At 71.3% G+C, this 16,010-nt stretch carries 10 protein-coding genes; 2 read left to right on the forward strand and 8 right to left on the reverse strand.

Annotated features, from left to right (window positions below; all coding sequences use genetic code 11):
- Positions 1 to 19 precede the first annotated feature (19 nt).
- Both F8178_RS01060 and F8178_RS01065 read left to right on the forward strand, forming a co-directional pair.
- On the forward strand, positions 20 to 2,458 hold the full coding sequence (locus F8178_RS01060) for a hypothetical protein (protein ID WP_317492670.1): 2,439 nt from the start codon (positions 20 to 22) through the stop codon (positions 2,456 to 2,458).
- Positions 2,455 to 3,564, forward strand: coding sequence for a hypothetical protein (locus F8178_RS01065; protein ID WP_317492671.1), 1,110 nt, complete (start codon positions 2,455 to 2,457; stop codon positions 3,562 to 3,564). Before F8178_RS01060 ends, F8178_RS01065 begins: the two co-directional genes overlap by 4 nt.
- Before the next feature lie 33 nt (positions 3,565 to 3,597).
- Here F8178_RS01065 and F8178_RS01070 read toward each other — a convergent pair whose 3' ends face one another.
- The 8 genes from F8178_RS01070 to F8178_RS01105 form a co-directional block, all read right to left on the reverse strand.
- Positions 3,598 to 4,830, reverse strand: a complete 1,233-nt coding sequence (locus F8178_RS01070; RefSeq protein ID WP_317492672.1) for a hypothetical protein — start codon at positions 4,828 to 4,830, stop codon at positions 3,598 to 3,600.
- Positions 4,820 to 7,447: an acylphosphatase gene (locus tag F8178_RS01075; protein WP_317492673.1), complete on the reverse strand. Its 2,628-nt coding sequence runs from the start codon at positions 7,445 to 7,447 to the stop codon at positions 4,820 to 4,822. The genes F8178_RS01070 and F8178_RS01075 overlap by 11 nt, the downstream gene beginning before the upstream one ends.
- A gap of 107 nt (positions 7,448 to 7,554) precedes the next feature.
- Positions 7,555 to 8,304: an amino acid racemase gene (locus tag F8178_RS01080; RefSeq protein WP_317493049.1), complete on the reverse strand. Its 750-nt coding sequence runs from the start codon at positions 8,302 to 8,304 to the stop codon at positions 7,555 to 7,557.
- 362 nt (positions 8,305 to 8,666) lie between these two features.
- Positions 8,667 to 9,860: a sugar-transfer associated ATP-grasp domain-containing protein gene (locus tag F8178_RS01085; protein ID WP_317492674.1), complete on the reverse strand. Its 1,194-nt coding sequence runs from the start codon at positions 9,858 to 9,860 to the stop codon at positions 8,667 to 8,669.
- A 31-nt stretch (positions 9,861 to 9,891) separates the two neighbouring features.
- Positions 9,892 to 12,063, reverse strand: coding sequence for a hypothetical protein (locus tag F8178_RS01090; RefSeq protein ID WP_317492675.1), 2,172 nt, complete (start codon positions 12,061 to 12,063; stop codon positions 9,892 to 9,894).
- A 37-nt stretch (positions 12,064 to 12,100) separates the two neighbouring features.
- On the reverse strand, positions 12,101 to 12,658 hold the full coding sequence (locus F8178_RS01095; protein WP_317492676.1) for a hypothetical protein: 558 nt from the start codon (positions 12,656 to 12,658) through the stop codon (positions 12,101 to 12,103).
- Complete coding sequence (locus tag F8178_RS01100; RefSeq protein ID WP_317492677.1) at positions 12,655 to 14,373, reverse strand: asparagine synthase-related protein; 1,719 nt, start codon at positions 14,371 to 14,373, stop codon at positions 12,655 to 12,657. Before F8178_RS01100 ends, F8178_RS01095 begins: the two co-directional genes overlap by 4 nt.
- Positions 14,374 to 14,524: 151 nt before the next feature.
- Positions 14,525 to 15,910, reverse strand: coding sequence for a glycosyltransferase (locus F8178_RS01105; RefSeq protein WP_317492678.1), 1,386 nt, complete (start codon positions 15,908 to 15,910; stop codon positions 14,525 to 14,527).
- Between the last annotated feature and the right edge of the window lie 100 nt (positions 15,911 to 16,010).

The following is a 16,010-nucleotide window of genomic DNA, read 5'->3' on the forward strand; positions in this document are numbered from 1 at the left end:
GTGGCCTAGAGTGCGGCAAGTGGGCACCGTCAGGGTTGCGAGCAGCACGCTCGCCGAGTACGACCCGGCCGTGCTGGTGGGAACCACCCGCAGGCGTGCGGCGGCGGGAAACGTGCTGATACGGCTGGAGGGTGACGCGCCCCATGGGCGCTGTACCGGCTGGGGCGAAGCACTCACGCGAGCACGGCGTGGCAGCGGGGAGCCGGATGCCGCGTGGCGGTATCTGGTCTCGGCGGTCCGGCACATCGAGGGGCAACACCTCCCGTGCACCACAACGACCGAGGCTCGGGACGCGATACGCGGCCTCGTGCGGGACGTGCGCCGGGAGGTACCGGACAACCACGGCCGTATCGCGGCCCGCAAGGCATTGTTGGGGATCGAGGTAGCGCTGCTCGACCTCGTAGGCGGGGCGCTGGACGTCCCTGTCACGGACATCCTCGGCCGGTACACGGATCGGTTCGACGCCACACTTGTCACGCTGGAGCTCAGCGGGGAGGTCACGGCCGATCTGGCAGCTGTACACGCCGCGACCGGGCACAGCGTGGACCGGGATGGGGCGGCATGGTGGTTGGACCCGCGCGGGTATCTTTCCTACCCCGATGCCGAGCGGTTGGTACTGGAGCTCGCCACCGGGATGTCGCGAGGCAGCCTGCCTCGGCGGATGGTGCTGGGACAGGTGCTGCGTACCGCCGAGCGCGCACACCTCGGCGACCTGCAGCGGCTTGCCGATCGGCTGCTGGCGGGCAGCGAGGCCGACCTCCGAGTGATGGCAGGATCGAGCGTCACGTCGATGCGCCGCCTCGACGATGCGATCGGCGGCGGCTGCCGGGCGGTCCAGCTCAATCCCGAGCGGATCGGGGGGTTGCTGGCCACCCGCGAGCTCGCCGAGGCAGCGCTTCGGCGCGCCCCGGACACTACTCTGGTGCTGGGTGGTCGCGAGCCGCACCACCAGGTGACCGGTGCCGCGTTGCGGCAACTCGCGATGGCGGTGCCGCGGGTGGACCACACCGCGGGCACGTCGGTCCAGTCATTACCGGCTACCACTGGCTCGGGCCTGGGGTGCGAGGTGTCGCTCGCCGAACTGATCGATGCGGCCGGGCGTTACCGGAGACGTGACCCCGTGGTGACAGGTACGGCCGCGCCGGAGGCGGGGAACTCCTACCCCGAGGCGGGCTACACGCGACGCCTCCGAACCCTGGCCGTCCGCAGCCACCTCGTCGAGCGCGAAGCGCTCGCGCACGGCCTGTCCACCGTCCGGTACAGCCAGGAAGTGTTCGTCGCCAGAGACGGTAGCGGTGGCCGGTTGCAGTTCGGCGCGGGTACCCACGCGTCGCTGTCATCGGCGACGTCGTTCATGGTGGCCGACCATCACAAGGGCGCGGCTTACGCGGTACTGGCACGTGCGGGCGTCGCGGTGCCGGACGGCCAGGTGTTCGCCCCGGGTGACCTGCGCGGCGCCACCGTCTACGCGCGGTCGCTTGGTTATCCCGTGGTCGTCAAACCGGTCGCCGGGACCGGAGGTACAGCGGTGTCCACCGGCGTGTCCAGCGACGCGGAGCTCGCCGCCGCCTTCGGCGCGGTGCACGCCAGTCGCTTCGCGCACGGGGATGTGCAGGTGGAGCGCCACCTGCCCGGGCGCGTGTACCGCATCGTGGTGCTGGACGGTGCCGTGGTGGCGGCGCTGCTACGTGAGCCGCCTTCGGTGACGGGAGACGGCACACTCACGCTCGCCGAGCTGATCATCGCGAGCAACAGTAGCCGGGCACGGAACCCCCTGTCGCACGCTTTCCCGCTTATCCGAGAAGGGGTGCTGGCCCACCTGGGGGAGAAAGACCCAAGCATGGACGAGGTGCCCGACAAAGGGCAGCGCGTCGTCGTTGGCAGCGAAACCTCGGGTACCCACGGCGGCGAGGTCACCGACGTCCTCGATGAGCTCCACGACACCATCGCCGCGGAGGCGGTTCGTGCCGTACGGGCGCTTCCCGGCATGCGGTTCTGCGGTATCGACATGATCCTCGAGGACCACCGCTGTCCGTTGCCCGAGCAGGCAGCCGGGATCTGCGAACTCAACGCCGGACCAGGGCTGCTGACCCCACAGTTCCCGCACGCGGGCGCGCCACGGTATGTCGCGCGCCAGCTGCTTCACGCCACGGCGAGGGAACATGGGGTCGTGGTGACAGCCGAGCCCGCTACCGAGCTGTGCCTCGCGCTGGACGCGGAGGGGCAAGCGCTGGGCGAGGAGTACGGTGCGTGGCTCCATACGCGAGCGACCGAGCTCGGGCTCGCCGCGGCGGAGCCGACCTGCGGGCGCGAGCAGGTCAATATCCGGGTGCGGGGGCAGGTGGGCCCGGCGAGCGCGCTGGCGGCGTTGGCGATCGGCGGCCCCGGCGGAGCGTCCCCGCGCTCGGTCACCACGCGGCCCGTCAACAGCGAGGGATCCGAAACGGGGGAACGGTGAGCGCGGTAACGGGTCATGGTCAGCCGCGACGAACCCGCAGCGACGGCACTTACCTGATCGAGGCTTCGGTCGCTCGCGGCCTCGGTTTCGTTCTCGTTGCCAACGACGCCGTATTCGTCGGGCAGGCGGGCGGGCCTGCCGAGTTGTGCGTGGCGCAAGGTGTGGGCCCCGGTACCACACAAGCCTCGGCAGCGCTGGCCCGCGAGCCCGACACGCTGCGCGCGATGCTCGCGGATCGCCAGGTTCCGGTTCCCGAAACTCGTACCCTGCGCTTTTCCGACGGTGCGGATGCCGCGGTCGCCGCAGCCGGGCAGCTCGGCTATCCGGTTGCCGTGCGCCCGGTGTGGGGGATCAGGCGTCCCGACGCCCCGGCGCTGGCGTTCCCTGCCGACGACGAGGAGTCGTTGCGCGCCGCACTCGCCGCGCTCGCTGCGGCGTTCGACACCGGTGACGCGGAGTTCGAGCGCGTGCGCGGTCGCTACCTGGTGGAGCACGTGCCCGCCCGTTGTGAGACGCGAGCGCTGGTGGTCGCGGGTCGCTGCGTGGCGGGGGTTTCCCGACCCGCGACCGGGGCAATGGCGCGGGACGGTGCGTGCCGCGCCATAGCGCCCCACCGGTGGCTGCGGCAGGTGGTTGAGCACGCCGCTGACGCGGTGGACGGCCTCGATGTCGCGACCGTCACCGTGGCCGTGGACGACCCGGAACAATCGGTGCGGCGGCAGCCGCACGCCGTGACCGCGATCGAGCCGCACCCGCGGCTGGGACTGTTCGACCAGGCCGATCCCGGAACCGGTGCGACCCTGGCGCACGCGATACTCGAGCGCTACGCACGTCAGGCGGGCATCAGCGTAGGCAGTGGCCGCGCCGAGCAGGATGTCGAGCTCACGATCGCCGGACTCGACTCGGGCAGGGATGGGGAGTTGCTAGCCGGAGCGATGCCCGCTCATCGGGTGGTTGCCACCGAACGCCGGTGGGACGCCTCGGGCACCCAGTGCACCGTGGCGGTTCGCGCCACCCCGGCCGCGCTGGCCGATCTGGCGGCCGAGCTGATGCACGGCTCCGTTGGTGAGCTGCGCCCCCGCTTCGTCGCAGGCATGCCGCGCTGACCGCGACCGGTCGCTGGTCGGCGACCCAGCCGGTCAGCCGCGCACCGCTAGCGGCGCCAGCCCCTCGCCGTCGGCCACGGTGCTCGCGCGTTCCTCCACCAGCGCCGCCCGGTAGCCGCCATCGAGCTTGCCGTCGAGCACTGTCTCGGCGAGCCACGCGAGATGCTCGGGCGCACCCCGCAGCACGCCGTCGGCGACTCCCTCCACGGGGTCAGTGACCGTCAGGTACCCGCGTATCCCGCGCGCGTTGCCTGCCTCGGCGTACGCGGCCATGGCACGTTCCGGGTCGGTCACCCCCTCCAGGTGGACATCCACCGTGACGTCCGTGGCGGGATCGGCCAGCTCGACCCGCAGTTCGTCGGCGTGCTGGCGCAGGATCGCGTCCCCGAGCCGCTGGGCGAGTTCCGGCGCCACGCTGCCCTGCACCGCCAGCCATGGGCGTTCGGACAGCTCCACGATGCGCGGGTCCTGCTCCGCGGTGTCGACGGTGTGGTCGGCGGTCACGATGTCCACCGCGGCCAGCGCGAGACCCGGTACGGCCCGCACCGCGTCCAGCGCCAGCTTGCGCAGGCTCTCGTGGGTCGCCGCGGTGACGTCCCGGTGGGCTTGCTCGCCCTCGCCCCACGGGCCGCCCTGGCAGTGCACCACCGAGTGGACCTCGTCGCCGATCACGAAGAACCGCAGGTACTGACCCGGCACATGCTTTTCCAGCAGGAACCGGTAGCTCGACGGCATCATGACACGACCGTCCAGCTCCTCCGGTTCGGCCAGCAGGGTCAACGAGTAGGCGGCTCGGGTGTAGGTCGGGCGCTCGGTGGTGGGGGTACGGAGGTAGCCGATCGCGTCGACCAGCTCCTGCTCGTCGCGCAGCCCGGTGCGCGCCTCGATCGTGTTGTCGCCGACGGCGGGCTTGACCACCACGGGGTAGCCGATCCGCTCGATGAGCCGTTTGGCGAACTCCAATCCCTTGCCGACCGAGTACGAACCGCCCTTCGGGATCGGCAGGCCCGCGTTGGTCAGCAGCGCGCGGCGCATCCGCTTGTCCTGCGCGTAGGTCACCGCGGACAACGTTGAGGTGCGCGGCACGCCGTGCACGAACGAGAGTTCTTTGTCGTGCGTGGCCCCCCGCTGGCTGGCCATCATGACCTGCCTGGGGAACTGCACGACGTCGAGACCGCGGCTCAGCGCGGCGCGGTGTACCTCGAACCCGTCCCGGAGCTCGGGGCCGATCTCGGTCGATTCCGTGGTCGCCACGTCAGCGGACATGGGTGATCTCCTTCGGGGCAGCCTCGACGGCCTCGAACCCGGACACGTCGGGCGGCTGAATATGGGTGGTCGTCACGTCGGTCGGCACGGCGTTGCTCGGGCCGAGCACGGCCAGCGCGGCGAGCGCGGTGACGGGCTCGGAGTCCCCGGCGGCGACGATCTCCACCATCCGGTCCTGCACGTTGCGTACCCAGCCGGTCAGGCCGTACTCCTCGGCGTGTCGCCGGATCCATGCGCGGTAGCCCACGCCCGTGACACGGCCACGGACGATCATGTGCAGCGCGAGGTTGTCCCGCCGCTCGGTGGTGTGCAGCCCGAACCGGGAGACGCACTCGTTCATCAGCGTCCTGGCGACTTCCCGCCCCTGCCCGTACAGCGGGTACTCGCAGTTGCCGATGGCGGCGTGCGCGTTGAGCTCGCAGATGCCGGAGTGCTGCTCGTCGAGCGGTTTGGTGTGGTCTTCGAGCAGGAAGTCGACACCGCAGAACGCCAGGCCGGGCACCGCGTGCACCGCATCCACACAGGCCTGCTTGATCGACGGGTGCATCTCGCCGAGCACGTCGATCGAATCGCCGCCCTGTGAGAGGCTGCACGAACCAGACAGCAATACCCGCTGCCCCTTCTCCGGCACGGAGCTCAACGTCATGCCGGACCGTTCGAGCAGGAAGCGGGCGGTGTCGTCGTACTTGATGGGCCTGCCCCACAGATGGGGGTTGCCGCGCCGCGCCACGTTCTTGGCGATCATCAGCTCGGCGACCGTGCTCTCCCCGTCGCCGGTGACCGAACCCGGTTCGCGCAGGATCGCGCCGATCACCTCGTCCCCGATGACCACGATGCGGTAGTCCCGCCCAGGGACGTGCTGCTCGACGATGAAGTCGGAGTCGCCGAGGGTGCTGTCCGAGAGGTGACGGAAGGCCTGCTCGAGGGCTTCGTCGTCGCGGATGTCGGCGACGACACCGATACCGCGGACCCCCATGGCGGGCTTGACCACCACGGGGTAGCCGATACGTCGCACGAACTCGCGGGCGGCGTCGAAGTCGCCCTTGGCGAAGGTGTTGCCCTTCGGCACCGGGACACCCGCCCGGCGCAGCCGCATCCGGGTCGCTTCCTTGTGCGTGCACAGGGCGAGCGACACCGCGCTGGACAGCGGTGACCGGCTCCACTTGAAACTCAGCGGCTCGTGGTCGCCGTCGGTGGCGATGAAGGCGCCCTTGTTGTAGCGGACGGTGTCCAGCCCGAGCATCAGCGCTTCGCGTTCGAGCAGGTGCCCCTTGGTGCCGTTCGAGCCGAGCGGCTGCAGGTAGGTGACCTCGGGGTAGACGTTCGGCGATGCGCCGTCGTGGGTGGCGACCACCGGCTCGGGAACGCTGAAGGTGTTCTCCGCGTCCCCGGCGAACTCCTCGTAGGGGATGGGCACGCCGAGACCCGGCTCGGTCGGCGCCGCCACCACTGACTCGTCGGCGAGAGTGCCCTCGACCACCGCGTCGAGCTCCGGCATCGCGGCCGTGAGGTTGCGGATGGCCGCTCCGGTGACGGTCGTCGCGCCCTCGGCGGCGCCGAGGTAGATCCGGGTTTTCGGGTGGGATTTGCGCAGCCGCTCGCCCATCTCGATGCTCGCCAGCAACCCGCCTACCTGCGCGGGCTTGATGTGCGCGGCACGTGGCGGGCGCAGCCCGGCCCATCGGCCGAACCGTGCGACGTACCGGGCGCGGCGACCCGCCGTCTCGGTGTTCCACGCCGCCTGGTCGGAGACGATGCGGATGTCGGCGCCCCGGCGCGGCAGCACCCCCCCGATCCGGTCGGCGGTGCGCTGCAGCAGCGGCAGGTAGTAGCGCTCCCTGGTGGGAACCGGCTGCTCGACGTAGATCTCGCGTGGCAGCTTGCCTTCGGAGATCGCACCTGCGACCGCCTTGAGGAAGCGGGTGGCCTCCTTCGTGTCGAACGCGCCCTTGAGGTTGATCCACAGCGGTTTGCCCGGCTGGCCGACTGCCTCGGAGCGGTTGACGGCGGCGGCGGAGGTGAGCAGTTCGAGGTTCTCCTCCACGGTGTGGAGGCCGGAGAGGTGGCTGGCTGGGAAGCCGTCGGCCTGGCTTTCGAGGCGTTGCCGCAGCGCGTTGTCGCTCTCCCTCGGGGGCGCCCCTGTCGGGTGCGCGGGCGCGCTGCCACGCCGCCTGCCGAGCAGCTCGGCGACCGGGACGTCCAGCGCGCGCCCGAACAGGTCGAGCAGTGCCACCTCGAGACCGAGCAGGGTGCCGCGGAAGGGCACCTGGAAATCGATGTGCCCCTGGCTGTGGTGATCCTCGGCCAGCTCCCGGAACTGGCCCATCAGTTCGCGCACGGTCGCGACCGCCGTGCTCGGGTCGGTGACCGTGATCTCGCGTTCGTGCAGTTTCCGGAGGCACGCGACGAGGAAGTTCCACGAGGATTCGTTGCGGTCGCCGGTCGCGGCGGTACGCAGCTGGCCCTCGCCGATACCGACGAGCTGCTTGCCGTCACGAGTCGTGGCACCGAGCTTGACCAGGTGGTTGAGCGCGTTCACCTTCCTGCCCGACGCGCGTGCCTGATAAGCGATCGCCTGCACCCGCGTGACGGTGAGCGCTCGCCCTGGATCCTCCATGTAGTTCCTCTCTCCGCGTTACCGTGCGTGCTCACCCGAGGCAGCTCTCGTCGCGCCCGGCCGGGGCACGGCGTTCGGGTGTGCGGCAGCACATTGTAGAGACCCTCTTACTGGCCCGCGTGGACCTCCTTGCCGCGTGTAACGCCCTGATCAGCATTTTCGGTGCCAATCCGGGCAAGACAGGCGGCCGCGAGCGCGTCGGACGAGTCCCACACGGGGACGTCGACTCCGGGGACCCCGGCGCCGACTGCCGCGGCGACATCGGTGCAGCCGAAGATCAGCCCCTGTGCACCGCGAGTGACCAACATCTCAGCGGCCTTCGTCAGGTACGCTCTGGCCTGGTCGAGCTCGCCCGCCTTCACCGCGCGGATCCCGGCCATGACCGGGTTGTCGCTGCCGAGATCGTTCAGGTCGAGCACGTCGAGGCCAGCCGCGGCGAGCCGTTCGTGATAGATGCCCGCGTGCACGGTGCCCTCTGTGGCCATCATGCCGACGGTGCCCACCGCCGGGGCGTCCTGTTCGATCCGGTCGAGCACCGCGTCCACGATGTGCAGGATCGGGGTGTCCGCCGCCGCGGCCAGCTCGTCGAACCACCGGTGCGCGGTGTTGCACGGGATGGCGATCAGGTCGCACCCTGACCGGTCGAGGAACTCGATTCCCCGCACCATGGCAGGCACCGGGCTCGCGCCGCCTGCCAGGATGGCATCCGAGCGGTCGGGGGTGGCCGGGTCGGAGTAGACGATCGTGGCGAGGTGCTCCTGGTCGCGCCGGGCAGGCGTGTGCTCGACGAGGGCGGCCAGGAAGCTGTTCGTCGCGGCCGGGCCCATACCGCCCAATACCCCCAGCAGCGGCGACATCACCACGTAACTCTCCTATCGTTCGCCGACGCGACGGCCCGGTTGGGCTTCCTCCTACCAGGTTAGCTCCGCGTGCCGCCTGCCCACCCGGCGGCGGCCCGGCAGTCCCCGAACCGTACCGATCGGTAGTCAAGCACGCCCAAACTGATCCCCCCGATCGTGGTAACGACGGGCATGCTCTCAGGTCACGGGTGCGAGCCGAAGGACTCCTTCGGTACCGGATACGCACCCAACGGGCCCTTCGGCTCGGACCCGGCGCGCGGGCTGGTGGAGCCGAAGGGACCCTTCGGTACACATGCTGTACCCGAGGAGTCCTTCGGCTCGCCACCTAAACCGGGCCGTCACCTAAACCGAGCCGTCACCTAAACCGGGCCGCCGCCCGCGGCGGGGTCTTGGGTGTCCGGGGCTTCGGGGGCGACGCCGCGCTCGACGTAGTAAGCGCGGACGCGGGGATCGGCGAGCAGCGGCTGGTGCACCTGCAGCACGTTCATGCCGGTGTTGATGTTGGCTTCCAGGATGACCGGGCCGTCCGGCGTCACCACGATGTCCCAGCCGATGTACTCGAGGAACGACAGGATCCGCGCGGCATGCAGCACAGTGTCGCGGATCTGAGCCCAGTACGGGACCTCGGCGCCGTTGATCGGTGTGCCGGTGTCGGGGTGCGCGTCGAACCACTCCAGCTCGGTCCCTGCGGGCAACCGGGACGCCGGGCCGAGCCTGCCGGTGGCGACGTCGATCCTGGCGCTGAGTCCGCCCCTGCTCCAGTTATCCACGTGCTGCGACTGGCTGGTGCCGATCCGCTGCACAGCCATGACGATGAACGGCTGCTGATCGGTGACATCGAGCATGGTCAGCACCCGGATCGTGTTCACCGCGCCCGGGTACAGCTCGTCCACCTTCGGGTGCTGGTCGAGGCCCTCCTCCACGACCATGGGATGCTGCTGCTCCTCGAACACGCGACAGGCCGCCTCGTGGCCGAGCTGCTCGCCGTTGACCTCCCACTGCTCGGCGGAGTCCCGCTGCAGCTTGACCAGGTTCTTGCCCTCGGCGCCCGCAAGCACCTTGAAGAAGACCGGCTTGCCGGTATCCAGCCCGCGCAGGTACTCGGCGATCGGCTCCCTGCCCTCCGAGGGGAAGGCGTGCACCGCCCCACGCCAGTACACCCCGAGTAGCTTCGCTGAACGCACGTCCAGCATGCTCAGCAGCAGGTGCGTGGTCAGCTTGTTGTTGATGACGTCCTGCAGCAGCGGGTGCACCATGCGTTTGAGCCGGAACACGCGCTGCAGGTCCGAGATGTAGTTGTCACCGCCGCGGCGGTCGAGGTCGTAGAGCACGACGCTGCGCGACAGGTACCCGCGCAGCCACCAGCGCGGCCGGCGGTTGCGCAGCGGCACCTGCCACTCGCGCTCGCGCTTGGCGAGCTTGCGGATCGCTGCCCACTTCAGGCGACCGGTGCGGTATTTCTGCCGCACCCGTTTGGGCAGCCTGCGAGCGCGGCGGACGGCGCCGCCCGCCTTCCTCCTCGCCCACGCGAGCCGTGGCCGCAGGCCGCTCATCGATCGCTCCCTTCCGCAACGTGCCGCCAGCCTATCTGGGGCGGCGGTACAGGGTTTCCATGCGCCGCCGGGTACGTGCGGCTTCCAGCACCTCGAGCACCCCCGACTCGCCGACCGGCCGGTCGGCGAAGACCACTGTGTGGGGCCCGAACGACAGGCACGCCTCGTGCACCCGCCTGCGCAGGTAGCCGGACCACCCGTGGCCGTGCAGCGACTGCCACGTCGATTCCGGGACTAGCGTCTCGATCGCCAACCGCTGCGCGCTTGCCTCCGGCTCCCACCGGGGTGGGGCGAGCAACGCGAGCCGGAAACCGCTGGTGATCTGCTGGCGCTGCAGCAGCTCCCTGATGGTCGCGGCCGGTTCGAGCGACTCCCCGGTAACCACGACAAGGGCCACGGGCAGCCGCTGCGGCATCGGGTGGGTCACCCGTGCGGGCACCGGCAAGCTCACCTCCGCGTCCGTGGCCTCGAAGACCACCGCGTCGATGTCGGCCGCGTTGTCGATCTCGCGGTTGAGGTGCTCGCGGCGCAGCGTCCACGCCTTGCGTCGGGCGCGGGTGTGCAGGTGCCACGACTCGGGGAGCCGGTCGATCAGCCGCTGTAGGCGCGACGGCTTGGTCGACGCCGCGCGTGGTGGGGCGGTGGCCGTTACCGGCGCAACCCCCCACCCCTCAGGTAGCGACGCCGCGATCGCTTCGGCCAGCTGGCCGCTCGCGGTGCCCGCGGTCGGGTCCCGGTGGACCCGGAGCACGTCCAGCCGCGACCGCTCCGCTGCGGCGAGCCGCGCGGCGGCCGCGCCCGCGCTGCCGTCGTCAAGCACCACCACGTGCGCGGGGCCGTGGGTGGCCACCATGTCGCCGAGCCGGGTGGCGAGGTAACGCCGCCGCTCGTCCTCGGCGAGGCTGTCCAGCACGCGCGGGAACGTCTCCACCGCCACCCCGGAGGGCAGGTAGCGCGCGTGCCAGGCAGGTACGGCGACCGTGCACGTCGCGCCGGTTTCCTGGATCGCCTTCAGCGTCGCCGGAGCCACCGCGTGGTCGGTCTCCCGCCTGAGGTCGGCCACCAGCACCCGGTCCGAGGTCTGCGAGGCCGCTGCCGGTACCTGCGGACCGACCGCCGCGGCCCCGGTGGGATGCTCGGCCGGTGGGCCGATGAGCTCGGCCAGCCGTCGCACGTGGGTGTCGTAGCTGAACCGCCGCTCGGCCAGCTCGACCCCGGCGGCCGAGCGGGCGGCGAAGGCGTCCCAGTCGTCGTAGAGCCGGTCGACGTAGCCGCGCACGTCCCTCGGCGTGCCGTACAGGCACGCATCGCCGAACAGTGGCTCCAGGTAGCCGGGAACGATCGCCACCGCCCCCGCGGCCAGGGCTTCCAGAACCACCCTGCCGAAGGCCTCGACGAGCCCTGTGTGGTGGAAGTACACGAAGAAGTCGATGGAGCCGAGGAACTCGCGGGCCGGGATCGAGTTGAACGGGTAATCCACCCAGTTGGCAGGCAGGTACCCGAGCCGTTCGGCTGGGATGTCGGTGCCGCCGAGGATGCGCACCTCGTAGCCCGGGTCGTCGGGATAGGCGGCGAGGATGTCGGCCGGGTCCTCGGGCCATTTGGACCAGTGGCCCCTGCTGTGCCTGCCGAGCACGGGACGGTCGGCGACGAAGCCCTCGCGGGCGATACGCCACTGCGCCACGTCGATGACGTTCTCCCAGTCCCACGGCAGCAGCGGCACCGAGTCCTGGTACTCAAGCAACGCTTCCCTGGTGCGTGGGCCGATGGGCGCCCAGGTGGCTCCGGTGCCGACCAGGCGCTCGATCTGGCGCTGCACGTGGGGCACGTCGTAGTAGGGCTCGACCCCGCGCTCGTCGGTGGGCACCTGGTTGACCGCCAGCAACACCTCGTCGGCTCGGACCACGGGCAGGCCCTCCGGCAGCTCGGTGAACACGCTCGGATGCCGCGCCAGCAGCAACTTGGTGTCCACCTGCTCGGCACCGACCACCAGCTCGGCCAGGCCCGCGTCGAGCACGTCACGGATCTTCCGCGCGAACGGGCGGGCTGCCCCCAGGATCGGCGAGGGCACGTGCAGGATGCCGGTACGGTACCCGGCGCGGTGCTGGGCGTGGATCTCCTCGACCACGCTCGATGTGTTCCCGCCGGGGAACCGGCAGTCGGTGACCATGAGGATGTCGTATGCCACGTGCGTGCCTGTCATGCCGATCTTTCCGGGACCTTTCTGCGTGGTTGACGCGCTACCGACCGGTACGGCCCGCTCCGGAGCGCATCCTGCCAGCCAACCCGAGCCTCGCTCGCAGTGAGGCCACCGGTGAGCGCGGGGTGACCAGGCCGACCCCCCTGGCGAGGACCTTCAACAGCGGCAGGTGGGTGCGCGGGTGCCGGTGACGCGCCCCTGGCAGCGCGCGGCGTGCGGGGGCGGGAAGCAGGTGCGCCCGGTCGGCGCCGAAGGAGCCCCGCGCCAGGTCGATCACCTCCGTGCCGGTGGCGGCCACGTCCCGGCACACCGCGGCGACCGGGGTGTCGAGGTCGTCCGGCTCGCCTGCGATCAGCACGGTGGGCACGGTGTGCTGCTCGCACCGGATCAGCGCGTCGACAACCGGCTCGGTCAGCCCGTCGGGCCCGTCGAGGCTGGCTCCCGGCACGAGCACCAGGTCCGGCATCGACGTGCCCGCCTCCCCTTCGAGCAGGTCCTGGCTGACCAGCTCGCCAACGGGGCCGGGCACGGTCCCGAGCGAGCCGAGGCGCAGCCGCGTGTAGTGGCTGGCCGGGCGCAACCACAACCGGATCGTCATGCCGCACGCTCCAGCAACTCGCCGGTACCGGTGTCGTCGAGCAGGTCGCCGTAGCTTTCCAACCACAGCGCCAGCGTCGCCACGCTGCGGATCACATGCTGGTAGCCGGTCCGGTTGAGCATCCATCGCCACGTGCCGGAGCTTTCGGTGGCGAAGCGGGGCGACAGCAGTCCGCGGACCGGTTCCCGGTTCAGCAGCGTACGGAACCGTTCCGCGGCCTCGGCCGACGCCACTCGTCTGCGGTGGTGGCGGCGAGGCTGGGGCGTCTCGGCCGCCGTAGGCAAGCCCGCGACCTCCGGCGCCAGCGGCCGCAGCAGCGGTGCGTACAGGGCGCCGTCGGCGTGCCGCTCGGGCGGTATCGCCAGTGCGGCGCGCACCACGCTGTCGGCGAGGAAGGGGGTTGCCACCGGGTTGCCACGCGCGACGAGGCCGAACGGGGCGAGGCTGATGCCGGGCAGCGTCCTGGTGAGGTAGGCGGTGAACGTGTTGCCGTACGGGTGGTCGGCAAGCGGGGTGGCCGCGTTCTCGAAGGCCGCCCTGGTGCGGTTGCGGATCTGCCTGGCGACGGTGGGGTGCAGCAGCACGTCCACCGCGTCGAGGTACTTGGCCATGAGCGCGAACCGCTTCTCCACCGCCGGGCGGTCGCTGTCGTCGTCGGCGAACGCGCCGCCGACGAACACGCCACCGCCGAGCCCGTCGAGCACGGTGCGCCCGTTACCGGCGAGCGCCCTGGCCAGCGGAACCAGCCAGACGTGGAAGGAAGTCTGGTAGTCCACCGCCCTGGCGAACTCGTCGAGGTCGCGGGCGAACTCGTCGCGGCGCGGCGCGACGATGGTGTGCGCGAGGCCGAGTTTGCCCGCGACCCGCGCAGCCACCAGCTCCTCGAGGACGGTGCCGGTGTCCGAGGAGGTCGTCCAGGCCGCAGGCGCGGTTCCGGTGGTGTCGCCGGTGGTGTGGGCAGCCAGGCTCGCCAGGATCCGGGAGTCCCAGCCGCCGCTGAGCAGCGGCGCCAGCCGCGTACGCCCACCGAGCGCGGCGACGGCCTCCACCAGGGCGTCGCGCAGCGGATCGAGCGTGGCGTCGCCGCTGCTGGTCACCTCCAGCCACGGCCAGCCATCGGCGATACCTCCCTGCGGGTGCTCGGCTGGGGTGGTGAGCCGCTCGTAGGGTGCGAGCCTGCGGATGCCCTCGAACGGAGTGCGGCCCTCCAGCGGGCCGCCCATGGCGATGATCTGCGCCCACGCGTCCCAGTCGGGTCGCAGTGGGCCGCGCCGGGTCCGGGCCAGCGGGTCGACGTGCGAGCAGAAGTGGCTGGTGCTGCCTGCCCGGACCGGCGCCGTGTCGACGTACAGCGGCGCCGCGCCGGAGATGCCTGCGTGCAGGTACGGCGTCCCGGAGTCGGGGACGGCGAGGGTGGCGGCGTCGTGGCGCTCTGCGATCTCCCGCGCGTCGGTGGGTAACGAGCCGGGTAGCGGGCTCGGTGACCAGGACACCGCCTCGGTCCCCCCTTCGGTCCATGGGGTGCCGTGATTGCCGCGCACGCTGCCGCCCTGCCGGTCGATCAGGGACGGTGGTTCGCCGAGCAGCGCCCCCATGGCGGCCACCCGGTCGTCGGCCGGGCCCCCGAGGCTGCCGCACACCCGTAGCCACGGCCCCTGCTCGGTCTGGTGTTCCCCGGTCGCCCCGGTCATCTCGCCTACCACCTCACCGGCCACGCCGCGTGCGGTACTGGCCCGATCGCCTGCTCGCCGTCCACTCCGCCATTCTGCCGCCCGGTGCGTGGCCCCGACGCCGCACCCGGCACCTACCCGGCAGGGGTGGGGCTGAACGTAACGTTCGGCGCCGTAGAAGGAACGAACGGCACGTTCAGCTGCCGAGGGCGCCGTAGTAGTGGGCGGCGATGCGTTCCCGCGTGGCGCGGTAGGTGGCCGAGGCACCGGGCGGGATGTGCTCCGTGGCGGTCTCGATCTCGGCGAGGTCGCCGGTGAACTCCGGGGCAGCCGGGTTCGCCGGGGAGCGCGCGAGCCGCTTACCGAGCCCGCCGGGCAGCGCGGAGGCGGCTCGCACCGCGAGCGGACGCAGGTGCAGCCGCGCGGTGCGTGACCGTTCGGCGGTGCTGAACCGGTGCCGGGTGAACTCCTCGGCCAGCGCGGCCAGTTCCGCCGCCGTCTCCGCTGCCCCGCGCGGCGCGGGCAAACTCGCACACCGGGCAGCCAGACTCTCCCTGGTCTCCGGCAGCAGCAGGTGGTCGGCACGGTTGGCCACCTGCCCCGGCTCGCTCTCCGCCGCGGCAAGCGCGAGCCCTTCGCGCTCGGCCCAGCGTGCCCGCCCTGTCTGGTCATCGGTGACGGCCGCGCGGGTCGGCACGATCAGCGAGGGCAACCCGGCGTGCAGTACCTCGTGGAACGAGTTGTACCCGGCCTCGGTCACCGCGACGTTGAACGCCGCCAGGTAGCGGGCCAGCGGGAAGACCCCGCGCAGTGTGACCACCCGCTCGTCGTCGACACCGAGCTCACCAGGAGAGATCGAGGTGGAGGTCATCGCCACCTGCCAGTCCCGCGTGGCCAGCACCGCGCGTACCGCCGCCCGCGCCGCGTCCGGATCGGCCCCCGGGTCGGCATCATCGGTCCCGCCCGCCGGTCCGGGCGCTGCCCGCAGCGTGACCAGCGCCGTCGGCTTGCCGGGATCCAACCCGAGCTCCCGCGCGGCCTGCTGTCGGGGTAACCGCGTGACCCGCTCAAGCAGCGTCACCGGCGAGACGACCAGCGCGTCACCGAGATCCGCTGTGGCGCCGTGATCCGCCGCGCCTGCCAGCTCCCCTGGTTCGACCACCCGGTCGAACATCCGCCGCTGGCGCAGCGCTTTCTCGTTCACTCCCGGCTGCCACATGCCGCGTCGTATCCACACGAACGCCACCCCGGCGAGCCGCGCTCTGGCGATCTGCAGGCCTGCGTACGGCCATGCTCCGTCGAAGGCGACCACGCGGGCGCCGCTCTCGTTGACCAGTGCCTGGAGCCGGGCGGCGAGGTAGTGCTGCCAGGTGGAATCGGTCATACCGGTGGGGCCTCGGCTTGGGCAGTACTCGCACCGGAGGCCGAGCCCGGCGACCAACGGCAGCGCGCGAGACAGCGAGAAGATGATCGGTTCAATGTCCTCGCAGGCCAGCGCGGTGGCGGCGGCGCGGGCGAGGTGGCCCATGCCGGTGCCGTTGCTGGTTGCGAGGATCACGCGGGGTCGGTCGGCGTCGGTCACGGGATGTCAGCGTAGCCGCGCGCGGGTGCCCGCAGGGCTACCGCGGTGCGGGCTGCCGTTGCCGCTTACGTGTTCACCTCAGCACGACGGTAGTATCCGG

Source organism: Haloechinothrix sp. LS1_15 (genome assembly GCF_033042135.1).
GTDB lineage: Bacteria > Actinomycetota > Actinomycetes > Mycobacteriales > Pseudonocardiaceae > Haloechinothrix.